22 protein-coding genes and 1 other RNA gene are annotated in these 25,145 nt (G+C 35.5%); 11 read left to right on the top strand and 12 right to left on the bottom strand.

Annotation, left to right across the window (positions count from 1 at the left end; translation table 11 throughout):
* Positions 1 to 108: 108 nt before the first annotated feature.
* From ACIPKN_RS22500 to ACIPKN_RS22480, 5 genes are all read right to left on the bottom strand, one after another.
* The gene (locus ACIPKN_RS22500) at positions 109 to 2,148 is read right to left on the bottom strand and encodes a TRAP transporter permease (protein ID WP_400940377.1); all 2,040 of its coding nucleotides are present in this window, start codon (positions 2,146 to 2,148) and stop codon (positions 109 to 111) included.
* Positions 2,145 to 2,660, bottom strand: coding sequence for a DUF1850 domain-containing protein (locus ACIPKN_RS22495; RefSeq protein WP_400940375.1), 516 nt, complete (start codon positions 2,658 to 2,660; stop codon positions 2,145 to 2,147). Before ACIPKN_RS22495 ends, ACIPKN_RS22500 begins: the two co-directional genes overlap by 4 nt.
* A gap of 502 nt (positions 2,661 to 3,162) precedes the next feature.
* Entirely contained in the window at positions 3,163 to 4,155 is a 993-nt protein-coding gene (locus ACIPKN_RS22490) for a TAXI family TRAP transporter solute-binding subunit (protein ID WP_400940372.1), read from the bottom strand.
* Between the two features lie 423 nt (positions 4,156 to 4,578).
* Positions 4,579 to 5,130, bottom strand: coding sequence for a superoxide dismutase family protein (locus ACIPKN_RS22485; RefSeq protein WP_132363714.1), 552 nt, complete (start codon positions 5,128 to 5,130; stop codon positions 4,579 to 4,581).
* Positions 5,131 to 5,315: 185 nt separating this feature from the next.
* The gene (locus ACIPKN_RS22480) at positions 5,316 to 6,098 is read right to left on the bottom strand and encodes a 3D domain-containing protein (RefSeq protein WP_400940368.1); all 783 of its coding nucleotides are present in this window, start codon (positions 6,096 to 6,098) and stop codon (positions 5,316 to 5,318) included.
* Positions 6,099 to 6,623: 525 nt separating this feature from the next.
* Here ACIPKN_RS22480 and ACIPKN_RS22475 point away from each other — a divergent pair.
* Positions 6,624 to 7,754, top strand: a complete 1,131-nt coding sequence (locus ACIPKN_RS22475; RefSeq protein WP_400940472.1) for a response regulator — start codon at positions 6,624 to 6,626, stop codon at positions 7,752 to 7,754.
* A gap of 333 nt (positions 7,755 to 8,087) precedes the next feature.
* Here the strand turns inward: ACIPKN_RS22475 and ACIPKN_RS22470 are convergent, their stop codons facing one another.
* Positions 8,088 to 9,110, bottom strand: a complete 1,023-nt coding sequence (locus ACIPKN_RS22470) for a GGDEF domain-containing protein (RefSeq protein ID WP_400940366.1) — start codon at positions 9,108 to 9,110, stop codon at positions 8,088 to 8,090.
* A 960-nt stretch (positions 9,111 to 10,070) separates the two neighbouring features.
* Here ACIPKN_RS22470 and ACIPKN_RS22465 point away from each other — a divergent pair.
* The 4 genes from ACIPKN_RS22465 to ACIPKN_RS22450 all read left to right on the top strand — a co-directional run bounded on the left by ACIPKN_RS22465 (position 10,071) and on the right by ACIPKN_RS22450 (position 14,440).
* Positions 10,071 to 10,760, top strand: coding sequence for a response regulator transcription factor (locus ACIPKN_RS22465; protein WP_400940363.1), 690 nt, complete (start codon positions 10,071 to 10,073; stop codon positions 10,758 to 10,760).
* The gene (locus ACIPKN_RS22460) at positions 10,757 to 11,737 is read left to right on the top strand and encodes a sensor histidine kinase (protein WP_400940361.1); all 981 of its coding nucleotides are present in this window, start codon (positions 10,757 to 10,759) and stop codon (positions 11,735 to 11,737) included. Before ACIPKN_RS22465 ends, ACIPKN_RS22460 begins: the two co-directional genes overlap by 4 nt.
* A gap of 116 nt (positions 11,738 to 11,853) precedes the next feature.
* Positions 11,854 to 12,615: an ABC transporter ATP-binding protein gene (locus ACIPKN_RS22455; protein WP_400940358.1), complete on the top strand. Its 762-nt coding sequence runs from the start codon at positions 11,854 to 11,856 to the stop codon at positions 12,613 to 12,615.
* Entirely contained in the window at positions 12,605 to 14,440 is a 1,836-nt protein-coding gene (locus tag ACIPKN_RS22450) for an FtsX-like permease family protein (protein ID WP_400940356.1), read from the top strand. Before ACIPKN_RS22455 ends, ACIPKN_RS22450 begins: the two co-directional genes overlap by 11 nt.
* Before the next feature lie 239 nt (positions 14,441 to 14,679).
* Here the strand turns inward: ACIPKN_RS22450 and ACIPKN_RS22445 are convergent, their stop codons facing one another.
* Positions 14,680 to 15,120 carry a hypothetical protein gene (locus ACIPKN_RS22445; RefSeq protein ID WP_400940353.1) on the bottom strand — a complete coding sequence of 147 codons (441 nt, stop codon included), beginning with the start codon at positions 15,118 to 15,120 and terminating at the stop codon, positions 14,680 to 14,682.
* Positions 15,121 to 15,444: 324 nt separating this feature from the next.
* On the opposite strand from ACIPKN_RS22445, the gene ACIPKN_RS22440 reads away from it, so the two are divergent.
* Both ACIPKN_RS22440 and ACIPKN_RS22435 read left to right on the top strand, forming a co-directional pair.
* The gene (locus ACIPKN_RS22440) at positions 15,445 to 16,083 is read left to right on the top strand and encodes a YfbR-like 5'-deoxynucleotidase (protein WP_132363732.1); all 639 of its coding nucleotides are present in this window, start codon (positions 15,445 to 15,447) and stop codon (positions 16,081 to 16,083) included.
* Positions 16,084 to 16,185: 102 nt separating this feature from the next.
* Entirely contained in the window at positions 16,186 to 16,698 is a 513-nt protein-coding gene (locus ACIPKN_RS22435) for a zf-HC2 domain-containing protein (RefSeq protein WP_400940351.1), read from the top strand.
* 272 nt (positions 16,699 to 16,970) lie between these two features.
* On the opposite strand, the gene ACIPKN_RS22430 is transcribed toward ACIPKN_RS22435, so the two are convergent.
* Complete coding sequence (locus ACIPKN_RS22430; protein ID WP_400940348.1) at positions 16,971 to 17,309, bottom strand: zinc ribbon domain-containing protein YjdM; 339 nt, start codon at positions 17,307 to 17,309, stop codon at positions 16,971 to 16,973.
* A gap of 246 nt (positions 17,310 to 17,555) precedes the next feature.
* Here ACIPKN_RS22430 and ssrS point away from each other — a divergent pair.
* Positions 17,556 to 17,748, top strand: a non-coding RNA gene (gene ssrS / locus ACIPKN_RS22425) — 6S RNA.
* 228 nt (positions 17,749 to 17,976) lie between these two features.
* Here ssrS and ACIPKN_RS22420 read toward each other — a convergent pair.
* Together ACIPKN_RS22420 and ACIPKN_RS22415 are read right to left on the bottom strand one after the other, a co-directional pair.
* Positions 17,977 to 18,243: a hypothetical protein gene (locus ACIPKN_RS22420; protein ID WP_400940345.1), complete on the bottom strand. Its 267-nt coding sequence runs from the start codon at positions 18,241 to 18,243 to the stop codon at positions 17,977 to 17,979.
* Between the two features lie 112 nt (positions 18,244 to 18,355).
* Positions 18,356 to 18,562 (bottom strand): transcription initiation factor TFIIIB, encoded by a 207-nt coding sequence (locus ACIPKN_RS22415; RefSeq protein ID WP_142509673.1) that lies wholly within the window; start codon positions 18,560 to 18,562, stop codon positions 18,356 to 18,358.
* A gap of 907 nt (positions 18,563 to 19,469) precedes the next feature.
* Between ACIPKN_RS22415 and ACIPKN_RS22410 the strand changes: the two genes are divergently transcribed.
* Positions 19,470 to 19,691 carry a TM2 domain-containing protein gene (locus ACIPKN_RS22410; protein ID WP_132363744.1) on the top strand — a complete coding sequence of 74 codons (222 nt, stop codon included), beginning with the start codon at positions 19,470 to 19,472 and terminating at the stop codon, positions 19,689 to 19,691.
* A gap of 702 nt (positions 19,692 to 20,393) precedes the next feature.
* Positions 20,394 to 20,642 (top strand): DUF3923 family protein, encoded by a 249-nt coding sequence (locus tag ACIPKN_RS22405; protein WP_400940470.1) that lies wholly within the window; start codon positions 20,394 to 20,396, stop codon positions 20,640 to 20,642.
* Positions 20,643 to 20,836: 194 nt separating this feature from the next.
* Here ACIPKN_RS22405 and ACIPKN_RS22400 read toward each other — a convergent pair whose 3' ends face one another.
* Both ACIPKN_RS22400 and ACIPKN_RS22395 read right to left on the bottom strand, forming a co-directional pair.
* A complete protein-coding gene (locus ACIPKN_RS22400; RefSeq protein WP_142509670.1) occupies positions 20,837 to 22,015 on the bottom strand; it encodes a NupC/NupG family nucleoside CNT transporter in 1,179 nt (392 codons plus the stop codon).
* Between the two features lie 453 nt (positions 22,016 to 22,468).
* Entirely contained in the window at positions 22,469 to 23,041 is a 573-nt protein-coding gene (locus ACIPKN_RS22395) for a tetratricopeptide repeat protein (protein WP_400940341.1), read from the bottom strand.
* A 780-nt stretch (positions 23,042 to 23,821) separates the two neighbouring features.
* Here ACIPKN_RS22395 and ACIPKN_RS22390 point away from each other — a divergent pair.
* Complete coding sequence (locus tag ACIPKN_RS22390) at positions 23,822 to 24,952, top strand: CamS family sex pheromone protein (RefSeq protein ID WP_142509668.1); 1,131 nt, start codon at positions 23,822 to 23,824, stop codon at positions 24,950 to 24,952.
* The last annotated feature ends 193 nt before the right edge of the window (positions 24,953 to 25,145 follow it).

The raw sequence follows: 25,145 nt of genomic DNA, 5'->3' as shown, positions 1-25,145 counted from the left end.
AAAACTTATAAAACAAGTGTTCTATATACTTTGCACGCTTCCATTACCCCGTAAACATGCAAAGCATTTACTAACCTAGAAATTGAGTAAGCCCTTTTTACCTATTACTTAAGCTATAGCGCTCGTTTTACTTTTTTGATCGCCATCACCGTTATCTTTTTGTTGCGTTACATATTGAATAACAAACATAACAATAAAGATTGCTAAACCAGCCCAATCTGAGAATTTTTCTGGATAGATCAGTAATAAACCAGCTGCAATCGCAATAATACGTTCAAACCAATGCAATTTGCGATACCAGAAACCGATTACTCCCGCACCTATCGCTACCATTCCTGTAATGGCCGTGATTACTACCCATATAATTTCAGGTATAGTTGTATCAATCATTAGTAATGCCGGTGAAAATACAATCATATACGGAATAATAAATGCTGCAATCGCAAGCTTCGCTGAGTTTACACCTGTTTTAATTGGATCTCCACCAGAGATTCCCGAAGCCGCAAAAGCTGCAAGTGCAACAGGCGGGGTTATATCGGCAATAATACCAAAGTAGAATACAAAGAAGTGTGCCGATAATAACACAACTACTGGTACTAATTCCTGTGGTGTATTCGGTGATAATAATGCTACGATCGCAGGAGCAGCAATTGTTGATGTGATTACATAGTTCGCTGTTGTCGGAGCTCCCATTCCAAGAATTAAGGAAGCAATCATCACAAAAATTAGCGTTAAAATAATACTACCACCAGCTAATTCTACTAAACTATTAGCTAAACTTAAGCCTAGACCCGTTTTTACAACAACACCTACGATAATACCCGCACAAGCTGTTGCCGCTACAACACCAAGTGCTGTACGAGCCCCTTCAACTAATGCATCAATAATATCCATTGGCTTTAAACGTGTTTCCTTATTAAACATAGCAACGCCAATAGAAATAAGAATACCGTAAAGCGCTGCATGCATGACTGGTGTACCTGTTAACATTAAAACGATGATAGAGATTATCGGTAATAGAAGGTAAATTTTCTTAAATACCTCTCGACGATTTGGCATTTGATCATCACGTAAGCCTTTTAAACCTACACGTTTCGCTTCGAAGTGAGTCATAATCCAAATACCTGTAAAATAAAGCAATGCAGGTATCGCTGCCGCCTTCGCAATATCCCAGTACGTTATTCCGCGACCGATAAATTCAACCATTAAAAATGCTGCCGCACCCATAATCGGAGGCATTAACTGCCCACCCGTAGATGCCGCTGCCTCAACCGCACCTGCAAACTCTTTACGGTACCCAAGCTTTTTCATCATTGGAATCGTATATGATCCAGATGTTACAACGTTCGCTACAGAGCTTCCTGAAATCGTACCTTGAAGTGCACTAGAAAAAACCGCCACTTTTGCAGGACCACCAATTAATTTACCCGCAAGAGATACCGCTAAATCATTAAAGTATTGGCCAACACCTGTTTTGACAAGGAATGCTCCAAAAAGCAAAAACACAAAAATAAATGTGGCTGAAACGCTAATTGGTGTTCCAAAAATTCCATCTGTCGTAAAATACATGAGATTAACAATACTCTCAATATCTTGCCCTCTGTGCGCCATAAAATCCGGGAAATATGGTCCGAAATAGGCATATATTAAGAAACATATAGCAATGATGGTAATCGGTATACCTACAGCACGACGGGCTGCTTCAAGCACCAACACGACAGCTATAAGACCTACAATAAAATCTGTTTGCGTAATAGTACCGTTACTATTAACAAGCTCTGTATAATTCATTGTCCAATACGAACCTACAACAATGGATAATACCGCTAAAATATAATCAAACCATGCTATTTTATTCTTTGCTGCTTTTTTTCGAGCAGGGAATAGCAAGAAAATTAGGGTCAAACCAAAACCTAAATGTATCGTGCGCTGAATTTGCGCTGGAAATTGGCCTTTAATTGCCGTGTAAAGCTGGAACAATGAAAACGCTAGTAATCCAAAGAAAATGACATGCTTCATAATGCCCGATACCGTTCGGACATTGGATTCAATATCATATTTCTCAAGTATCGCTTGTTGCTCTTCAGCTGATATTTGTTCGAATTCTTCTTTTTTTACTTCGTCGTTTGATGTATGCTGTGTCGTCATTTCATCCTTACTCCCTTCCATTGTTCATAAAGCGATAAACGCTTCACCTCAAATAAATAGGATTTTCCCCTTTGTAAGTCTTTTTTTAAATCGTATTCATAATTCTCGTAATCTAATACAAGGTCTAAATCCAAATCGGCAATATAAATCGTAAAATTTTCAATGACTTCATTGTCAAACTGCAAAAAATATTTACCATTGCGTTCTGTTAATGTTTGATTTTTTTCTGCATAGCTTGGCATGCCGATTGCTAAACTTTCATACTCCATCCCTAACATTTGAATACGTGTTCCTTCTATGCATTTATAATGTTCGAGTACATCCGTTTTATGGATAGAGTGAGTATATCTAATTTCAAATGTATCCTCAGTTGTCAGTGGTATATAATGCACTATCGGATCTTTTATACGTGTTTCCGTAAATGCGAATACCTTTTGAAGAGGAAGAAAAATGACTAGACTAAAGCAAATACATAAAAAAGCTAAAACAATTATGATTGTTCTCTTTCGCACTGCATCTGTTCCCCCACATCAATTATGCCCTGGCATAATTCAGTGACATCCGCCGGAGTTTAGACCAACAAATGTTTTTTGCGCGAAAGCGTAGTGCTAACGCAGCGTCAGCAGCATGATGTTGGTCACTCAGTCGTTGTTGCTGTCGCTTCGCTTTCGCACAGAAAAAAACCTTGTTGCTGTCGCTTCGCTTTCGCACAGAAAAAAACCTTGTTGCTGTCGCTTCGCTTTCGCACAGATAAATTGCCGCAGGACGAGGCGTTCTTAGACTGAGTTCCTTTATTTCAGCGAATGTCTTTTGTACCAAAAGCGAAGCGACAGGTACAGGTGTTTGAATACCCGCTGACAGAAGTTAAAGCTATTCGCCATTACTCACGACTTATACTTAACGGAAGAAAAGAGACTCGAAGCTTTACGCAATCCGAGCCTCTTCGTATTAAGAAAATAACTTTTCACTTGCTATAAGCTATAGTTTGATAAAATTCAAAACCCAAATGTTCCGTTATTTCCTTTCATTAAAGTATTTTTGAGCACCTGGATGAACATCAATACTAATACCATCTAAACCTGTCTTCGCTTTGATAAACTCCCCTTTTGCATGGGAAATCTTACCTGAATTATCATAAATAGCTTTCGTCATCGAATAAACAACATCTTCCGGAAGATCTTTTTTCACTGCTAGCATAGCAAGAACCGAAACTGTTTCTGTGTCATTTGCAATCCCATACGTACCAGCTTTTACTGTATCTTTTGCATAATATGGGTATTTAGCAATTAACTCATCTGCTTTACCAGCATCCATACCGATAATATTCACTTTAGTTGTTGCATTTAATGCCTCTACTGCACCAGTTGGCGTACCTGCAGTAATAAACGCTGCATCAATTTGGCCTGATTGTAGACCGTCAGTAGACTCACCGAAATCAAGATTTTGGGCTTTGATATCATCCATTGTTAAACCATGAATTTCAAGTAATTGTTCAGCATTTGCGTAAGTACCAGAACCTGGCGCACCTACAGAAACCTTTTTCCCTTTTAAATCAGCGTATGATTTAATGCCTGATGCTTCAGTCGTTACTAATTGTACTGTTTCTGGATAAAGTGCACCTAAAGCAGCAATTGAATCAATTTTTTTGCCTTCAAACATAAATTTTCCTTCAGTAGCGTAGTAAGCAATATCTGATTGTACAAAGGCAATTTCACCTTTACCATCTTGCAAAGCCGTCATGTTGGCAGCAGATGCTTGAGATACTTCAGCAGTTGTTTTAATGCCTGTTTCTTTAGAAATGAAATCAGCAAACGTTCCACCTAGTGCATAATAAGTACCTTGTGTTCCACCTGTTAATAAGTTTAAAAATTTCGGCTTGTCAGATGATGCCGATTCGCCCTTATTCGAGTCCTTTGAACCTGTTCCGCTATCAGACCCACACGCAGCCAAAATCAATAGCGCAAAGGCACTTAATAGCATTAATAGCCTAAATTGTTTTTTCTTCACTGTAACCTTCCCCCTTGGTTAAAAGTAATAATCTACTTAAAATTATCAAACATAGTATAATAATGTCAATCTATTTATAGTAAATTCAGTCTTTTATAATTATACTATTTTTCTTAAATACCTATTATTCACGGAGTTCATCAATAACTACCTCGCACTATTTTTATCTACATTAAACTATTAAATTCTTTTTCCGAGAAAACTTTTCTAGTTCCTCTATGTATAAAAAATGTATGTTTCTGATCAAAATGACCGTTTAATTCTTCTTTTATAAGAGGAATACTCATCATCATCATGTGGGGTTGATTTCCGTTCCGGCTTACCATTCTTTTTTAATGAATCAAAATATTGTCGATTTTTACCCCCAAAACAAAAATACTGTATCTAAAGTGCTTTACTTCAGATACAGTCGGTTCATTTTCCTTATTGAATAATGCCACAAGCAATTCTAGCACCAGAATTACCAGAAGGATCTGTTTTATAATCATCCTCAGATTCATGAATGATTAATGTAGTACCTCCATCACGTAACAATGAGTTAGCCGCATTTTTTTCTAATGTTTGTCCTTCAGCTAAGAAGGTCATATCTACTTTACCATCTTCTCCAACTTCTAAATTTGGAAGATCCCCTAAATGGTATCCCTTAGGATTAAGCTTCCCATGCTCTTTATGCGTCGGATTAAAATGCGGACCTGCTGATTCAAATGTTGGTGGTTCACACTTCCCAACTGCATGGATATGAATGCCGTGAGTTCCGGGTGGCAATCCTGATAGCGCGAGTGTCACCTTAACCCCATTATCCTCTTCCTCAAAATAGGCATTGCCATAGCTTTCATTGTTTTTACCAATTACTTTCGCAGTTGCAGTTGGTCCTGAACTTGCGTTAACTGCCACTTTTTGCTCCTTCTTTTCAAAGAAGCTACAACCACCGACAAATACTAATAAAGAAATAATTATTAAGCTCATTTTTTTCATAAAAATACCTCCTCTATTTCAGATGGTTGCCAACATTCCTTCCACTTATGCAATTTTGCTGAGAATTTTGTGAATTATTGGTACAAAGTAAACTTTGTACACTAGGCTTTTAATCCATGCTGATTCTTAAAAACAATGCAAATAAAAGGATATCTCCAACCTACGGAGATACCCTCTATCTTACATTAATTTAAAATTTTTACAGTTACGTGTTTGACGCCCCACTGACGAGCTTGTCCCTCGGTAGGAATAAATACATCAATTTTATTACCTTTTATCGCTCCGCCAGTATCTGCTGCGATTGCTTCTCCGTAACCTTCAACCCAAACTCTTGTACCAAGAGGAATTACACGCGGATCTACAGCAATTACCTTTAAGTTCGGATTCGATCTGATATCTGTTCCGTTCGCTGTCACCCCCGAACATCCTTCACAATACGCTGTATAGGCAGTTGCTCGCATTGTTAACGTTTTGCCCGTATTCGTTGGAGCACTCACTGTGTTTGTGCTTGATGTCGTTACTTTCTTTTTACTTGGTGTCGTTGCTACCTTTGTAGTTTTGCTTTCGGGAGTTTTAGGTTTTGCCGCTGATGCTTTGATAGCTAATGTTTCACCTACATAAATTAAATCAGATGAAAGGTTATTCCATTCCTTTAATTCTTGCACTGACACTCCGTTTACACGAGCAATTGAAAATAATGTATCCCCGGCCTCAACGAAATGCTGATCTTTCAACGAACTATCAATTTTCGGCTCTACTACTTTTAAATTTTGCTCTGGATAAAACCATGTCGAATCTGTCTCATCCAGTGGCTCAAAATCTCCTAAAGATAAATTGTAAATTTTCGAGATTCCCCATAACATATCGAATGGCCTAAAAGAAATTGTGTCCTTAGCAAATGATGGACTAGCACATACACCTAATCCCAAGATCAATGTTACAGCTAAAGCTAAAGCTTGTTTTTTCATATTTTAAAACCTCCATATTTTAATATTTTGCAATCTGCTGCTAGCACACTAGAGTTAGGCTCTTTTATGCAAACAATGCTAGAGAATGCAATTAATAACTCAGGACTAATGGACCTGATATTACGAATTATTACTATAAGGGAGGAAAAATATACAATATTGATTATATTTTTGGTAAATTGAACAATTTTACGAAAAAAATCGCAACACTATTGGCAATTTTTACGCATTGGATAATTAGTGTTCTTATCCTACAATATGGTAGAGTAGGGATGTCGGATGGAAGTTAATATTGCAAAATGCACTCAATCTAAATACTGCAACTGCTACCGAATTATTAAAAGATCTACCACAGCAGCAAGTAGCTATACATCCACATAAGGGGTCAGTCATTGATATTTCAATTTAACCTACTTCACTACTTATCAATTATTCCTTGTCATAATTGTAGCTTTCGCTGCAGAAAACATTTGCTGAAAGAAGTTAAAATTAATATTCGAAAGTTGGTGCCCTTTTTTGATTAGAGTGATAGTAATGGATGATGAGCCATTAGCTCTTATAAACTTGGAGAAAAAGTTAAAGGAATTTAATTCAATAGAGGTCATTAAATCTTTTACAACTACAAAAGATTTGCTGGCAGAGGGACCGAGCTTGGATTTTCAAGTAGCATTTTTAGATGTTGAAATGCCTGACATGAACGGTTTAGAGATTGCACGTCTATTAAAAGAATGGAACAAGAATATTTTTATTGTATTTGTCACTGCGTATCGGGACTATGCTGTCCAAGCATTTGAAATTCACTCCATTGACTATTTACTAAAACCTATTTCAAAGGCTCGTCTAGAAACAACTATTAACAGAATCCAAGAGCTCCTTCACCTAGAAAATAAATCAACTCCTATACAAATACGAAATAAACCTGCGCTTACAATACAATGCTTTGGAGGATTCGTTGTTTTACACAATAACAAAGCCGTCCATTGGAGAACGCTTAAAACAAAAGAATTATTTGCCTTTCTTTTTTCTAACCTAAATAGCCAAGTACCTCGCGATTCAATCATCGATGCTTTATGGGCAAATACAGAATTTAAAAAGGCAAGGGTACAGTTACATACAACTGTTTCCTATCTACGCACTACTCTTTCAGCATTGGGCTATTCAGAAGTCATACAGTATACAAATGGCTGCTATATTTTGCAACTAAAGGCGTTTCAATGTGATGTCCATGACTTAGAGCATATTTTAAATGCTAAAGCAGAGACTGGAAAGCTTGATGTAGAGATGGCTGAGTCACTAATACAAAGCTACCAAGGTGAATATATGGCCTCATTAGATTATCCCTGGATTACTAGTAAAGCAAATTTTATGAACAACAAATTTACTCTTTTACTGCATGATTTAGTAGAGCATTATACAGCAATACATGATGTTAAAAAACGAGAGCAAATTTTACTTTTAACGATAGAACATAATCCATATTCCGATAAAACCATACAACAGCTAATAAAGCATTATTTAGAAGTGGATAATCGAGCAAGTGCAGTAAAGGTTTACAATACTTTTAAGAGTACTTTGTTAGCGGATCTCAATATTTTACCAAAGCAAGAAACAACTGAGCTATTTAACACTATATCTGTCGAAAATTTTAATCTATAAAAGGCATCGAGAAGATTACTCTCGATGCCTCTTATCTATGTATTCATTTCACCAGTAATGAAGATCGACCGTCTTACTACCATAGCATGGGGTTGATTCCCTTTCCGGCTAGGCGCTTTGTAGCTGCCGCTTCGCTTTCGCACAGAAAAAACATTTGTAGCTGACGCTAAACATTTGTGCTGTCGTTTCGCTTTCACAGAGCAAATCTTCCTGGGGGCGTCCGATGAGCCGCTTCACTCGCGTTGCTCGCTCTAGGGCCTCAGGCCAACACAAAGTTGGTCACAGGACATGATGGTTTTAGCCTTCGTTCCTCTATTGCTAATTGTGAAAGATTTATTTGATAATTTTTTCAGATAATTCTTCAACGACACAGATACAGTTCCTCCCTGACTGCTTCGCCTTATATAGTGCCTGATCAGCAATTGTAATGATCTGATTAGCCGTTTTAATATTAGCTGTAAATGATGTAATGCCGGCAGACATTGTAACAGGTCTTCCACATGCAGTATCTAACATGGCCTGCTTAATGCGCAAATTCTCCGCTACTTCTAAAGCTACGTCTATTGTCGTGGATGGCAATATCACCAAAAACTCTTCCCCACCATATCGAAAGCACATCCCTTGTCTCTCTATGTTCTCCTGCATATGACCTGCGAAAGCTTTTAAAACTTCATCCCCTACAGTATGACCATAAGTATCATTTATACTTTTAAAGTCATCTAAATCTATTAAAACTATTGAGTGTGGCACTTTATTGATAATTAACTCATTTAAAATTTGATCCATTCTTCTACGGTTGGGAATTCCTGTTAATGCGTCTAAGTTCAGTTGGTTAGTTAAATCAAATATTCTGTTTCCCGAACTAATAACCATGTTTTGCACTACTTTTTTTAATGAATGTGCTTCGTAATACCAGCCATTAATTTCTTCAAGTTTCTGTACTTCTTCTCTCTCTACACTAATAAAAAGCTGTTTTAAAGGTCGTGCAATTTTGAAAGCAAGCCATACAACTAATACAAGTACTGCGACTAACCATAATAGTAAAGGCATGAGTATACTTTTTATGAATGCGCTAAAAGAAACTACTCTTTCATCAAGTAACTTGTCAACCACTTGCACCATATAAGGTTCGATTGATTGATCTCGATTTGGTTCCCTCAGTTTCTCTTGTACGTAGCTCTCCGTGATTATTGAAACTTCCTTCACGTAATTTTCCTGCATGACAATTTTATTTTGCATAAGGATGTCGTTAAAATTTTGATAACCACTCCAAATACTAACACTAGAAGTCGCCAGTACTATCATTACCGTCATACTAACAATAACAAACGATAACTTTAACTTGAATTTACCCACAATAGATCATTTCTCCCATTGAGATTTTATTCCTTCATCATACGTCACGCCTCTTAAAAAAAACTTAAAAACGAATTACTATTTGCAAAAATATGTATTAAAATGTGCATTCTACTCTAGAAAGGAAATAGGACACTCGCCTCCCCCCTTTCAAAATCCCGCCATACCAACAACCCCTTTTCACTCGGTCATATTTTTATGAAAATATTGCTTTATAATTAATCGATAAAAAGATTTTTTGTTGATATGATGTGACACTCATTTTAGTTGGTTGTAGCGGAGAAAACGGCTCTCGCTTGCCCACAAGTAGCCTGCAGCGGAAATCAGCTTCCCCAATACTTTCTGATTGGTCTGAAAGTATCACTTATCGATTATGCCTCGGCACGAAGTTATGGCGTTGGGATTGATCTAGGTCTACGTAATACAAGTTTACGTCTAAAAGGATTGACGGACAGAGATGACAAATTAAAAGCATATTAAACGAAGGAACAACTGTCACCTTCCATATTCAAAAAAATAGTTGCTTACTATTAACAGAGCCATCACCTTCTCAATTGAGTTTGTGGTGGCTCTTCTCTATAATTTCAAGTTACAATTATTATATTGATGTAGATATTTTAAGACGTTTCCAAAAATAGGGGCAATATTTTTAAAGGTACACTATGTAGATAAGTGGATTGGCGTGTAGACTGGGCGACTCCTCGGGGATTAGCGTCACAGATGAGACCCTGGAGCGAGCGCAGTGGGTGAAGCGGCTCATCGGACGCCCCCAGGAAGCTCTGCTCTGTGCGAAAGCGAAGCGGCAGCAACAAATGTTTTTTCTGTGCGAAAGCGAAGCGGCAGCAACAAAGCGCCCAGTCGGAACGGGAATCACCCCTACGTTATGGTGATGAGCTATATTTATGGATTTTTAAAAATTAGGGTACATTAATAGTATGTTATTAAAGAAAGGTCGATACTATGTACAAAATATACATAATAGAAGATGATCCCAATATTTTAAAGATTATTGTGGAGCATTTATCAAAATATCAATTTGAATGTTATACCGTTCAACAATTTAATCATATAGTAGAGGAATTTCAAGCTATTCAACCTCATCTCGTTGTAATGGACATTAACCTCCCAACCTATGATGGGTACTTTTGGTCGCGCAAAATCCGTCAGCTATCCAAATGCCCGATTATCATCGTATCTGCTCGCGTGAATGATATCGATCAAGTGCATGGGATTGAAAATGGTGCGGATGATTTTATCACTAAGCCCTTTTCACTAGATGTGCTTATGGCAAAAGTGAATGGGCTTATTCGTCGTACATACGGAGAATATGCTTCCTCCGAAACTAATTCAATATCCATTACTAATACAACGTTAAATTCAAATACCGTTCGACTTTACACTGAGAAACACGAGAGCTTGTTAACGTTAAAAGAGATGCAGCTTAGCAAATTACTATTTGAAGCTTATCCTAATGTTGTTCCTCGTCAAAAATTGTTAAGTGCCATTTGGGATGATGAATCCTTCGTTGAAGAAAACACTTTATCTGTTAATATTGGCCGATTACGCAAAAAATTCGTGGCTATCCAATCTAGACTAGAAATTAAAACAATTCGTGGACTTGGTTATCAATTAGTGGAGGCAGAAGAATGAAGCTGTTCTTTCGAGATCATGTAAGTGTCATCATTCTTTATTGTGTAAGCTTTCTATTATTACCTTGGATCATTCATTCATTAGATGATTTATCTTCACACTATTTTTATTTTATCTTTCTCGTTAGCTTCCTATTTACCATTTGGCTGATTGGACGTTATTATCGCAGAAAAAAACTCTATGCTCATTTACAGAACAACACATTCACAAGCGATGACCTCCATCTGTATGAACCACAGGCTATGATTGAGCAAGCCTACAGTGAAAAACTACGACAAATGCAATATTTATACTTAACACAGCAGCAACATTTAGAGAGGCAAGGAAAAGAAAAACAGCTTGTTCTTTCACATTTTGTCCATCAAATGAAAACGCCATTGTCGGTTATTCAACTGATTATCCAATCTAACGCAAATAGCCCATCCGAGCATTTGCAAACAATTAATCTAGAATGCGATAAGCTGACATTTACCCTTAATCAGCTACTAACTTATGAACGCACGTCCAATCTTGTGGCTGATTTAAAAATAGAAGCACTCTCATTAAAAGATCTTATTAAGGAAGTTGTGAACGATTTAAAGGATTATTTCATTGCCAAAGAAGTTTTTCCAAAAGTGACGCTTGTTGAAAACACTATTATTTATTCAGATCGAAAATGGTTAAAAATTGTGCTTTATCAAATCATCAATAACGCCATTAAGTACGGCGAGACTGAAAGCTCTATTCAAATTATTTATGACGAAGCTACTTTACGAATTCAAAACTATGGAGATTCGATTCCGGAGAGTGAAATTTCACGTGTCTTTAATTTATTTTATACAGGTGTGAAAGGAAGAACGAGCGGTGAGGCAACAGGTATAGGCTTGTATTTAGTAAAAAAGATTTTAACTGAATTAGAACACCCTTTTACTTTACAGTCCCATGAGTGCGTCACTACCTTCTCCATAAATTTTTCAAATAGCGTAAAAAAATCATGATTGTAAGTTCGTAATATGACAACTTTGTCATATTGACGTCATTTATCTGAATAGGTAAAATGCTGCTCCTTCTTTATACTTAAGCTATTCAATCGAAGTAAGGGAGTTGTTCAAAGATGGGAAAATCAATCCTACAAGTGACCAATCTGCAAAAAGAATATATCGGAGAAATCACATATAAGGCATTGAATGGCATTGATTTCCAACTCGGTGAGAACGAATTCGTAGCCGTCATGGGGCCATCAGGAAGTGGGAAAACTACATTTTTAAATAGCATATCAACAATCGATCGCCCTACTGTTGGTGAAATTCTTATAAATGGTAGAAACCCATATTCATTAGATGATGAAGAGCTTGCAAAGTTCCGTCGTTCAGAATTAGGCTTTGTATTTCAAGATTTTAATCTTGTACACACATTAACGGTGAAAGAAAATATTTTATTACCGTTAACTTTAGATAGTTTACCTGCCGATAAAATGCAGCACCAACTTAAACATGTATCTCAATTTCTTGGAATTGAAGAGCTTCTGTCAAAACGAATTTACGAAATTTCTGGTGGGCAAAAACAACGTGTAGCTATTGCTCGTGCGGTTATTCACGAACCGAGCTTATTGTTGGCAGATGAGCCTACAGGAAATCTCGATTCAAAAGCAGTAAATGATGTTATGAACTTATTTAGTTCTATTCATACAGAACTGAAAACGTCCATTTTAATGGTGACACATGATCCTTATGTAGCAAGTTTCGCAAATCGTATTATATTCATTAAGGATGGTAAATTATATAACGAAATTCATCTTGGTCATAATCGCAAACAATTTTACCAGGAAATCATGGACACACTTGCTTTTTTAGGTGGTGGACAGCATGAGCTTTAATCATATCGTTATTCAAAATATTTTACGTGATAAATGGACTTACGTTTCGTATTTCCTTAGCAGTATGTTCTCTATCATTATTTTCTTTCTATTTTCAGTCATAGTATTTCATCCAAGTCTTACAAATTTAGATCCCGACTCAACACTCGGCCTTGCATTAATGTTAGCAAGTTTGCTCGTCTATTTGTTTTCGTTTATTTATATTGCCTATTCCATCATGGCCTTTTTAAAGAAGAAAACAAAAACACTAGGTATTTTTATGATTACTGGTGCATCCATGAAACAAATTCGTACGCTCGTTTTTCGTGAAAATATTCTTATCGGTGTATTGGCGATTATTACAGCAGTCATTCTTGGGCTTGTCATTTCGCCTCTCTTCTTAATGGGTGCCAAAGTTGTTTTAAATGCAGAAACTTTCGGTATGTATGTCCCTATTAAAGCAATCATGTTAACTATTGGTTTATTCCTTGTATTATTCATTGTTATTTCAAAAGTAATGACAAGATTTATTAATAAAGAAGCTTCCATTCAACTATTAAAAAGTGATGTTGCCATCGAGAAGTCGATAACACCACATTATCTTTTATTATTCATAAGTATTATGATTTCCATTGGTTTAGGTTATTTTTTAAATGCAGATTATGATATTGGTGGTAGTCTTTTCTATGTAGCTTTTTTCGTGAGTGTTCTTTGTACAATATATTTAATCATCTCACAAGGAATGCGCTTCCTGCTAAAGGCTTTTGAGAGATCGTCAGCCTATATGAAACAAACAAATATGCTACTTGCTTCTAATCTGAATGCAAAAATGAAATCACATGCAAATATGCTATTTTTAATCACTATTTTATTAAGCGGTGTATTTTTATGTACAAGCATTTTATTTAGTTCTTACTACAATGTTGAAAAGGATAGCGAGGCAAATTATCCATACAGTTTTCAGTATATTGCCGCTCCTAAGGCTAGTCCAAATAAAGTAGAAGCTGATATTGAAAATATTAAAAAACAATTATCCACAGTGGATTCACAAAATTATTTTATTGAATTTAAATCGAATGAAGAACGTAGTATTGGCTATATGTCAATTTCCGATTATAACTTGTTACACAATAAAAAGGTTAGCTTACGTGCAAATGAATTTATAGCAGTTGCCGGCAATCGTAAAACATTACCAATTACTAATGTAAGTGATGACAACTATCTAAAGCAATTTAAGCTTGTATCTGTAAATAAAAAAAATCTATTAACAACAGGTTTCCAACAAACGTATTTTATTGTGCCTGATGAAGTTTATAACAACATCAAATACCCTGTCTATAAAGCCTATTTATTTGAGTTAGACAATTGGACGGCACATACAGCGTTAGCAAAAAAAATTATAGAGGATTTCCCACATATATATGAGGAACGTTATGTAACTTCAAAAATCGAATTGTATGACGCAGAGTTGTTCACAAAAAGTGTTATGTTCTTTATCGGCTCTATGTTGAGCTTGATTTTCTTAAGTGCAGCTATGAGCATACTCTACTTCTATTTACAAACGACACTTCTTCAGGAAAAAGAAAAGTATGCAGGTATACGAAAACTTGGGCTATCTAAAAAAGAGTTATTCACTGTTGTTTCTAAAGAGTTGGCAATCCTTATATTTGTACCATTCGCGATAGCTATTACGATGTTATGCGCTACATTATTTGCCATGCGAACAATGGTTTCAGCAGCATTTTTACAAGTTTCAATGATGAGCTCTTTATGCTTCTTCGCCCTATTCTTCGTTAGTTTTATATTTATTCGCAAAAGTTATTTCAAACGTTTGCTTAGCAATTGATGAAAAAAATCCGCACTCCTCTCAGAGTGCGGATTTTCATAGTGTTGAAAAACAAAATTAAAGATAATCTTTGAGAATGTTGTGGCGCATTGAATGGGGGGAGTTCCGTTCCAGGTTACTCCTTTGGGATAAGTATCACAGATGAGACCCTGCAGCAACAATGTTTTATCTGTGCGACAGCGAAGCGACAGCTCAAAGGCCCAGTCGGAACGGACACGTTATGGTGATGAGCCAGCTTCTTACCAAAGTACAGGCTTTGCTACCATTAGCCATAACATAATTAGCAATAATAAAATGTACATCCATGCTTTGCGATGTAACAATGAAGCAAATTTTTGCTGGTCATAGGCAGGTGTATTAAATGTCTGTAAAGTCGGTTTGAACGCTCTTGCTAAAAAAACAATAGAGGCCAACATCACAAGAAATGTAAGAACAATCCACGAGGTACTCCAATGATAACCCGCATGCCACATTAATAAAACACCAGATGCAACAAGAACATGCCCCGAATGCTTGACGATCGTAATTGCTCCTTTAAAAGCCTCAATATATGGTGACATTTCAATATGAGATGCTGTACGCATTTTCTTAACAATTGTTAAAACAACGAACAAAGGCCCAATCGAAAGAATGGCACTTAAAATATGTATGTAAAGAAGAAGTGTATAAATCGACATCATGGTGCAAACTCCTTTTTATCTTTTTTCAGCAATTATTTTATGTAGCGAAAGCGAAGCGGCAGCTACAAATGTTTTATGTAACGTAAGTGAAACGGCAAATGTCTCCCACCTATATAAGTGGTGAGATAAATGCGGGTATAAGTTACTTAAATTATGCCGAGGCATAATTTATTCAGTCCCCCCTCATTATAGCACCAACATAAACGTGCTTTATCGTCAATTGTGAATCCTTTGTAAACGCAAAATGAATCATTGTTAAGTTGTTTGAAATTTGCACAAAGAGGGTATGGATTATAGTAACATGCACATATAGACCAAAAAGGAGTGATTTTTATAGGAATTCATCAATTTTTTACAAGCCTTAACGATCTAGAGCGTATTATTCGTTGCCCTGGTCGCTTCAAATTTGAAGAGCACAATGTGGCTGCTCACTCTTGGAAGGTATCGCAGTATGCGATGTTCTTCGCCACACTTGAAGAAATGAACGGAGCTACAATCAATTGGAAATCATTATATGAAAAAACCATTAACCACGACTTTGCTGAAGTATTTATCGGCGATATTAAAACACCGGTAAAGCATGCTAGCCCAGAGCTTAAACAAATGCTTGCACATGTGGAAGAAAAAATGATGGAGAAATTTATTATTGATGAGATTCCACAAGAGTTTCAGGCTGTCTTCTTTGAGCGTATGAAAGAAGGTAAGGATAAAACTATAGAGGGTCGCCTACTTGAATTTGCTGATAAGCTTGACCAATTCTACGAAGCCTTTGCTGAGTTAAAACGTGGAAACACAGATAAAGAATTTGTGCATATGTATCAATCAGCCCTTTCCAAGATTTTAACTATTCCTCTTGAAGCGTCAGTTCACTATTTCCGTACTGAGATTCTAAAGGATGCTGTGAAGGAAAAAACACATATTGATATTCAAGCTTTGACCAATGAAGTATTAACATCAAATTAATAGGGTGCATGTAAGTTTTCCGAACGAATTAACTCACGGAAGGCTTTTTTTATTTTCTCAAAAAAGTCGTATAATGGAAGGAGATCGATTGGAGGGAAGCTTTTGTCACAGAATTGTTCAATTGTAGAGGATTTATTACCTTTGTATAAAAAACAAGTGCTCCAAGCAACTACTGTAGAATTCGTCGAACAACATTTAACTACTTGTGAGCATTGTCAGCAGCTCGCTACTTCAAAGCAATCACTGGGCTATCATTTATTAATGAAAAGAACGATAACGCTTTTCCATCTTGTTTTTATCGTACTATCCTTTATGTTTGCTATTAACTCTTCCTTACTTGGCAATCAAACAAGCTTTGCTATATCTTACGCGATTTTCGGCTGTCTTACTTATTTCTTTTACAAAAATATTTGGATTGTTTTTGCCATCAGCTCGGTACCTGTTTTCGTATGGGCTATTATTAACAATATCAATAATTCACTCTATGTCACCCACTACTCCTTAACGGAAATTGGTACGCTGTTAATTGGAGCTAGCTTTATAGCCATTTTACATACTATTTTTGCACTATTCGGTGCTGCTTTTGCAATTCTATTTCGTAGGTTTACAAAATAATGTTACACCAGTAGAAAAAAGTTGTCTCACTGCAACTGAGACAACTTCTCTTAACACCAATTATACCCATTCATAAGTTCAACATCCCCTGCATTTCATTAGATATACCTTCTAGACAGCCATGTTACAGCAGCGCCATACATCCACCGGAGGCTTTACTTTTATTCAGTCGGTGATTAGACACCTACTAAATAAAAAATAAAAAAGAGTCGATTTTGAATAGCTTCCAAACCTAGTTGGAATGCCTCATTTCACGACTCTTTTTTCAGTAATTATGCCTTTTTTACGAACTCTGACTTTAATTTCATGGCACCAAAGCCATCGATTTTACAATCAATATTGTGATCGCCTTCAACGAGACGAATGCTTTTCACCTTTGTCCCAATTTTTAGCGTCGAAGAACTACCTTTAACCTTTAAATCCTTAATAATTGTAACAGAATCACCGTCTGCAAGTAGATTGCCATGAGCATCCTTTACGATTAACGCATCTGTCTCCTGTTCCGTGACATCAGTGCTCCACTCATGTGCACATTCTGGACATACAAAGTTTGTTCCGTCCTCATATGTGTATTCAGAATTACATTTTGGACAATTTGGATAAGCTGCCATTTCTGCTTCCTCCTTTGACTTTATTACTAGGTAAACCCTATATATTCTCCTATCTTTACATACTTAGCCCTATTAAGTAAAGAATGTTCGTATTTTTCGTTCGTATTTGTGAAAACTATTTGAATCTGTTAAAAGCTTTTGGAGATATTTCACTCTGGATATTCATGAATTGGGACACTCGCCCATTGACTTTTTTGTACAAACCATCTTACTTGCAAGTTTGTTTAACATGCCTTATTATATCCTTAAAGGCTGCATTGTTCGTATAATATTAAGTTTTAACCTTTAAGCTGTAAAAGGGAGTTTTATTATTGGAGTTGGAATGACGGGCCTCACACTAAGGTGCATGAGGATAAGCAGGAAAGCTTCTGCGAACACCCACTTTGAGGAGTGGTGGTTTAAAACTTTCTATAATAACTACGGCATACGCGGCTTTTTAATTTAATCATACAGCCACAAGGCTTTGAAGCATTTCTCCCATAGTGAAAACTATGGGAGATTTTTTGTTTGGGCAATAACTTTGGGAGAAAGTTGGGAGAGATAAGTTTTCTATAGTTTTCATTCTATGGTTTAGGATCTATCATGGTACCACAAAAGCTAGAACATCAACCAAATCAACAAAGGAAAAATAAAATACATTAGTCAAGAAAAACAATATTTATTACTTCTATTCGTTAATATTAAGTATCTTGTAATAAGCAAAAATGATGGTGGAGATACCAATCCCAAAAAGGATACTTCCAGCAGCTAAGAAATTATTTGTATAACCCTCAATTACAATTAGGTATTTAGAAGTGTCCATCCCACCTTGTGTAACTATCCGATATTCAGCAAGTGATAATCCAATATCAACACTGAAAAATAGCAATATGAAACCAATTGCAGTTATTACAGAACCTAAAGAAACTAAACCTTTTAATTTATTTTTTGTCATTACTCTTCCTCCTTTCTATTCTTTCACTAAACTCCCCCGTTTGTACAAGAAGAAAAAAGATGCTCCGCTGCAACACCTTGTTTAACCCTGGCACCCGTTACTTAAAAAACATCTAAAGTGTCCCCTTAAATTTCTCTGGTTTTTCTACATAACTTTCAATTATAAGTCCACATTCAGTACAAATAATATATTCAACATCATACCCAAAGCTTAACTTATTAGATGGATACATAACTGAATAACTACTATGTTGATGACCTTTCCCCAATTCTTTTCCACCACATTTAGGACATTCTGTTACTTTCGTAGTATGTTTCATTTGTAAACCTCCACTTTGGTTTTATATAAATATTATTACGGTGTTCCTTATGTAATTATGAATGAACAATAATTTGCTTTCATCTTGTTCAACTAAACTGCATCGTTAGTTGAAGAATGACAGTCATTTAGAAAACAACAGCTAAAAATTAAAGCTCTTTAAATTTATTTGTACTTCTCCCAAATAAATCTCCCAGCTTTTTTCTGTGGGAGATTTTTGGGAGAGTAAATAAAATATCTCATTAAAAATTGTGTGATTCAAATAACTCATATAATAAAAACCTTCTAAATCTGGTCTAAATCCTTTGATTTTTATCATTTTCACAGCAAACTTCTTCTTTGAGGAGTGGTGGTTTAAAACTTTCTATACTAACTACGGCATACGCGGCTTTTTAATTTTAATCATATAGCCACAAGGCTTTGAAGTACCTCCCTCATAAGTAAAAACTATGGGGGATTTTTTGTAGTGGGGAAAAAATGGAGAAGTTGTTGGGAGAATTGATATTCTACCGTTTTTCTCTCATACAAGAAAAAGTAAATCCATTATAAAGCACATTTGTTTTTTTTCATTTTATTAGAATTCATCATTAAGTAATCCTTGCATTGTCATTATACTTGCTACTTTAGATAACACTTCACCGATTGCTTCATAGTTCCTAACCCATCATCCTTTTTTCTTTTTCATTTGATCCTTCTACCCTTTATTACACTTAAACTCCTTATAATAGGAAATATTTTCTTCATGATAAAAAAGGTTATAAAACCTACCTAATAAACAGCAATGAATAACACTCTGGTTAACTATGGTTGGCACTTATTTCAAGTGGAGAAAAACATAAAAGAATGATAGACTTTTGAATGGAAATGTAGTTAATTATTACTACATAAAAGAAAGGTGATTGATAAATATGCAACAACAAACTTCTGAAAAAAACTATATAGTAATGATTTTACTATGTTTCTTTTTAGGTGGCCTAGGAATACATCGCTTCTACGTAGGTAAAATTGGTACTGGTATTTTAATGATTATAACTTTTGGTGGACTAGGTATTTGGGCATTGATCGATTTAATTATGATTATTGTCGGCAAATTCAAAGATAAAGAAGGAAAAGAAATAAAACCTTCTTAACAATAGAAAGGCGTTGGTTAACTACGGTTAGCTGGCGCTTTTTTGAATAGAGAAATGTTGTTTATGTCAAGGAGGGTTGATATGCGCCCTATGTGTTTTTGTGGCCCCTGTTTGCCCTTGCTTGGAATGAAGCTTGTGGGTACGCTACCATTACACACACGTATCTATTTCACCTTGCAACTCCAGTTCTAAATAGCGTTTCCTTAATTCAATTTGTTCAGTGAACCCTCTTATCCTTATATTAGCGCCTGTTTTCTTTTTTCATACCATTCCTGTAGTATATAAGACTTCCACGTTTCCATTAATGTCGATATTACGTTATTGCTCCCAAAAGTTTAAAAAAGATAGCTAATATCGGTTGTGTACTTTTTTGTTCATTTAATCAGTTTTTTTGTATATAAGTTAATCAGTCTTAAGGCTGAGAAGTGACACCGCCTAAAGTTTGTTTCCAGCAAAAAGGAAAAGTGTTACAATAAAAAAACATTAACCGGAGCATTAAGATTCATCACCAGAAGTCGGGATTACGCGCATTGCTTTTAAAATGCTCATTGATCTACGTTCCAACTGGGTGATTCCTTCGTGACCAACATCCTGTTTCTCCAAAGTGGCACATTGGACACCTCACCCAAAAGGAGATTAAATCTAAGTTAGGGTAGTGAACTATAAACAATTACGAATTGAAGAAGGTGTTTATATTTGAGTATGAAAATATGGTGGGCTTTAAACATTGTATGGCTATTCATTTTTGCTGCTGGGGCCATATTTATTGGCGTAAGAGAAGTTGATTTTGCAGGGGTAGTTCAAACTCCGGAAGTTAGAATGGTCTCATTCATTATTTTGGGTATTTTATTTTTATTTGTTGTACTATTTCAACTAATGCTACTCATCTTTATTCATTTTGTTCGAAAAGGTACAACCAATACTTCAACAAAAACAAAAAGGCTATCTTAATCAAGATGGGCTTTGTCGTTTTCTAGGTCACTTTAATAAAGTGGCTTTTTTATTTGTACTAATGTAAATCCCCTTCTACTCTTCACCTAAACTGTACCTTAGCCATCTATGAAGTGCAAAATCCACGTATTGTGGTCATAAAAAAACTGCACTCCAATAGATAGAGTGCAGTCAGCTGCTTCTTTTTTTCTAAATTAAATAACGAAACCAACAATTGTAGCGGTTAAGATACTAACAAGTGTAGCTCCATACAACAACTTTAAGCCAAAACGAGCAACTACATTCCCTTGCTTTTCATTCAAACCTTTTACTGCGCCGGCAATAATACCGATAGATGAAAAGTTTGCAAAGGATACAAGAAAGACTGAAATAATAGCCAATGTATGCGCACTCATAGACTTAGCTACTTCTCCAAGGCTAATCATTGCAACAAATTCATTCGTTACTAATTTTGTTGCCATAATTCCTCCAGCAGTAATAGCATCTGCCCAAGGTATACCCATTAGGAAAGCAATTGGTGCAAAGATATAACCTAAAATTTCTTGGAAAGATATACCAAAAATCATATCAAATAGTGAATTGATTAAATCCATTAAAGCTACGAAACCGATCAGCATAGCGCCAACAATGATGGCTACTTTAAATCCATCCATGATATATTCTCCAAGCATTTGGAAGAACGATTGCTTTTGTTCATCTATCTTTAAAATATCTTCGCCTGCTTCTACTGTATACGGATTAATGATTGAAACAATAATAAAACCGCCAAACAAGTTCAAGACAATCGCCGTTACAACATATTTCGGTTCAATCATCGTCATATATGCTCCAACAACTGACATAGAAACAGTCGACATTGCTGATGCGCATAATGTATACATTCGCTGTGGACTAATCTTATCTAATTGTTTTTTAACAGTAATGAATACTTCAGATTGACCTACCATTGCAGAAGCAACAGCATTATAGGATTCCAATTTCCCCATTCCACTTACTTTACTTAAAAGTAAACCTATCCCTTTCATGATGAGAGGAAGAATTTTAAAATGCTGTAAGATCCCTATCAATACAGATATAAAAACAATAGGTAATAACACATTTAGGAAGAAGGAATACTCTCCTTCATTCGCTAAACCACCAAAAACAAAAGTTATGCCCGTACTTGCGTAAGCCAATAAATGATCAAATACTTTTGTAAATCCTTTGATTAGAACATAACCAACCTTTGTATTTAGCAGTATAGCTGCAAATACAAATTGGATGATAAGCATAATAATTATGTTTTTATATTTTATTTCTTTTTTGTTTTTACTCATTAACAGAGCTAAACCAAAAACAAGTAACAATCCACAAATGGATATTAAGTATCTCATGAGTTCCTCCATAAATATATTGATAATTTTTGTGCGTTTGATATCCGAAACTACAAATCCTTCTTTCACTCATTATGTTCCATTATTGAAACTTGAATAACAGCTATAGATCTTATAACTGAAAATATGTAGTTAGTCAGACGTCAGACAAATCACTTCACTATACATTGTTTTCACTAGCAATTCAATAGTTAAAAGAAAAAAACTCACGAAAAGTGTATACGCTTACAAAATTATCGTTTTATACAAAAAAGACCATCATATATATGATGGTCTCTGCATGCAACAAATTTTTGTAATCTTCATTCAAATTTTACTGACTTTAATGAACTTATAAGCATCCATCACTGTCCTTAAATCTGTCGAATTATTTTACACGGAAATACCAATCATCCATAACCTAAGTGACCATTAAACCACCCATCACCTATGGGAATTTTTAATAATTATTCATTAGCATTTCAATTTCTTTATAAAATTTAATGCTTGTTGTGTAGATTCAATAAGAGATACATCACCTTTAATTCCCCTTAACTTTAATGCTTCTTTAAAGCATTTTTCTGCCTCAGCAATTTCCCCTAATTCTAACAAACACTTACCTTTATGTTGTATGGCGAAGTCCAAATATAACAAATTATTTTTTGCCTTACATTTATCTAAAACTTCGTTGAAGATCCCTAATGCTTTCATTGGATTACCGTTATATTTTATTGCCTCTCCAAGACGTATTAATGACACGGTTTCTCGATTGCTGTTATTCTGATTGCTAGCAATAGTAACGCATTCAGTTAAAATGTTAACAGCTTTTTGTGGTTCCCCGTAAATTCTATATAAATTCCCCAGCGTCCCCATTAGAAAATATTCCTCATCTTCATTCGAAATATTCGCCAGTAAATTTTCAGCAATATCTATTATTTCTTTTAATCTACAAGGATTAGAAGTTTTTTCGCGAAGATACTCATTGCTATCAAAATAAATTATTTCGTTTATTGTCAAAAGACAGTTTTTAAACTCCGGAAAATTCATTTTATCAATACCTCCAATTTATTAAAAAATTAAAGCAGTGGCGTAGGGCGAATTTTAATTTTATGACGTACGAAATAAATATCGGTTTTTTCTTTATATACTTTTACCAGAATCAAACTTAAAATGTAAATATAAGGTTCATCGCCAAAAGTTATGGATGACTTTTGTTTAAACGTCTACTATGTAAAAAGTTGATTGGAGTGGAGACTGGGCGACTCCTCGGGGATCAGCAATAGAGGAACGAAGGCTAAAAGCATCACATCCTGTGATAACGCCTTCGTGACCAACATCGTGTTGGCCCGAGACCCTGCAGCGCAGCGGATGTTTTCTGTGCGAAAGCGTAGTGTTAACGTAGCGGCAGCACCAAATGTTTTCTGTAGCGAAAGCGAAGCGGCAGCTACAAATGTTTTGACTGTGCGACAGCGTAGCGACAGCAACACCAAAAGCGGCTCATCGGACGCCTCCAGGAAGCTTTGCTCTGTGCGAAAGCGAAGCGGCAGCTACAAAGCGCCCGGTCGGAACGGAAATCAACCACACGTTTTGGTGATGATCCAAATATAAAGTTTCGTTACCAAAAGTTATAGAATAGGCACTTTTTGGGGTTTGTGTCACAGACGAGACTCTGCAGCGCAGCGAGGCGGCCACGTTATTGTGATGAATTCATTTTTATAGGAATACTTTTAAGATTTAACGGAACAATTTCAGTTTTAAATTAGCCAAACTGAAATTAGCGTAACTTTTGAAACGCGATTACATAAGAATCAGTAAGGAGTATTTTAAATGAAAATAAAGAAGAGTATGTTGTTTTTTATATCACCACTATTTCTTTTAGCTTCTTGTAGTGATGATGATCCAGTTATTAAAAAGGATGAGAAAATGTATGCATCATCAATACAACAAAAGGAAATATATGAAATTAAACAACCTGCAAAATCTAATGTTTCAAGAGGGTTGATACTTAGTAATATGAACAATTCATTAAATGTCAGTGAAATTGAAAAAGGATTAATGGATTTATCAGTCAATTACTTTCCTACAAAGAAGTTTTATATGCAGGAAGGTCAATATTTAGATGGTAAAATTATAAATAAATGGTTAGATAGAAAATCAAAAGAAGGTTTTGGATTAAACCCACCTATTAAAAAAAGTACTGGAGATGTTTTAGAGGATGAGAAAAATAATCCTAAAATATTATCTCATGTCTTAGAACAAAATTTCGTTAACAAAGAAAGTGGAAAAGTAGAAGGAATGTCTTTAGCCATATCCTTAAATGAATTTTATGACATTAGAGTACATGATGATAAAGGCTTAACTTATACAGATCAAGTTAAAGTCGATACGAACGAAGATAAGGTTAATGACGTAGAAAAATACGGTAAGGAAATAGCCGGAACTATAATAAAAAACATAAGAAATAATAATAAAGTACCCAATGTACCTATTTATTTAACTTTATATCAAGAATCCAATAAAAATGATATAATTCCAGGAATATTTTTAGCTCAAACATTTATTCCTGAAGGCGAGGATAAAATAGATAAATGGGCTGGGATAGATATAAAAAATTATACATTCCCTTCAGATTCACTTTATAGTTTAGACAAAGATACTTATAGTAAATTATTAATTTTCAAAGAAGATATCCAAGAAGGCTTTAAACATATAAATCCTAAAATAGTTGGTAAACTCCGATATGAAAACGGGAATTTAACCGAGTTAAAAATAGAAGTTAATGCGCCTTTAATAAATGATACTGAATTGATAGGTCTTTTACAGTTAATTAGCACCAAATTGAATACTATTTTATTTGATTATATTCCTATTTCTATTCGTATTATAGATCAAAATCAAGATATCGGGATTGTCCTCTGGGATCCAACTGAAAAACAGATTTATGCAGCTCCATTATAATTTAATTTCTTTCAACGGGTGTACAAAAATCCGCTGAAATAGAGGAACTCAATCTAAAAACGCCACATCCTGTGGCAATTTTTCTGTGCGAAAGCGAAGCGACAGCAACAAGGCTTTTCTCTGTGCGAAAGCGGAGCGACAGCAACAAGGCTTTTCTCTGTGCGAAAGCGGAGCGACAGCAACAAGGCTTTTC

It is taken from the genome of Lysinibacillus sp. NPDC086135, from assembly GCF_044746345.1.
Classification (GTDB): domain Bacteria; phylum Bacillota; class Bacilli; order Bacillales_A; family Planococcaceae; genus Lysinibacillus.
Note: the sequence above shows the minus strand (reverse complement) of the source record. Positions and strands in the feature narration are given on the sequence as shown.

Excerpts from the sequence above, each read along its gene's own strand:
- ACIPKN_RS22500 (WP_400940377.1), bottom strand. The coding sequence starts at position 2,148 with ATGACGACACAGCATACATCAAACGACGAAGTAAAAAAAGAAGAATTC.
- ACIPKN_RS22485 (WP_132363714.1), bottom strand. The coding sequence starts at position 5,130 with ATGAAAAAAATGAGCTTAATAATTATTTCTTTATTAGTATTTGTCGGT.
- ACIPKN_RS22480 (WP_400940368.1), bottom strand. The coding sequence starts at position 6,098 with ATGAAAAAACAAGCTTTAGCTTTAGCTGTAACATTGATCTTGGGATTA.
- ACIPKN_RS22465 (WP_400940363.1), top strand. The coding sequence starts at position 10,071 with ATGTACAAAATATACATAATAGAAGATGATCCCAATATTTTAAAGATT.
- ACIPKN_RS22460 (WP_400940361.1), top strand. The coding sequence starts at position 10,757 with ATGAAGCTGTTCTTTCGAGATCATGTAAGTGTCATCATTCTTTATTGT.
- ACIPKN_RS22455 (WP_400940358.1), top strand. The coding sequence starts at position 11,854 with ATGGGAAAATCAATCCTACAAGTGACCAATCTGCAAAAAGAATATATC.
- ACIPKN_RS22450 (WP_400940356.1), top strand. The coding sequence starts at position 12,605 with ATGAGCTTTAATCATATCGTTATTCAAAATATTTTACGTGATAAATGG.
- ACIPKN_RS22445 (WP_400940353.1), bottom strand. The coding sequence starts at position 15,120 with ATGATGTCGATTTATACACTTCTTCTTTACATACATATTTTAAGTGCC.
- ACIPKN_RS22430 (WP_400940348.1), bottom strand. The coding sequence starts at position 17,309 with ATGGCAGCTTATCCAAATTGTCCAAAATGTAATTCTGAATACACATAT.
- ACIPKN_RS22420 (WP_400940345.1), bottom strand. The coding sequence starts at position 18,243 with ATGACAAAAAATAAATTAAAAGGTTTAGTTTCTTTAGGTTCTGTAATA.
- ACIPKN_RS22415 (WP_142509673.1), bottom strand. The coding sequence starts at position 18,562 with ATGAAACATACTACGAAAGTAACAGAATGTCCTAAATGTGGTGGAAAA.
- ACIPKN_RS22410 (WP_132363744.1), top strand. The coding sequence starts at position 19,470 with ATGCAACAACAAACTTCTGAAAAAAACTATATAGTAATGATTTTACTA.
- ACIPKN_RS22405 (WP_400940470.1), top strand. The coding sequence starts at position 20,394 with ATGAAAATATGGTGGGCTTTAAACATTGTATGGCTATTCATTTTTGCT.
- ACIPKN_RS22400 (WP_142509670.1), bottom strand. The coding sequence starts at position 22,015 with ATGAGATACTTAATATCCATTTGTGGATTGTTACTTGTTTTTGGTTTA.
- ACIPKN_RS22395 (WP_400940341.1), bottom strand. The coding sequence starts at position 23,041 with ATGAATTTTCCGGAGTTTAAAAACTGTCTTTTGACAATAAACGAAATA.
- ACIPKN_RS22390 (WP_142509668.1), top strand. The coding sequence starts at position 23,822 with ATGAAAATAAAGAAGAGTATGTTGTTTTTTATATCACCACTATTTCTT.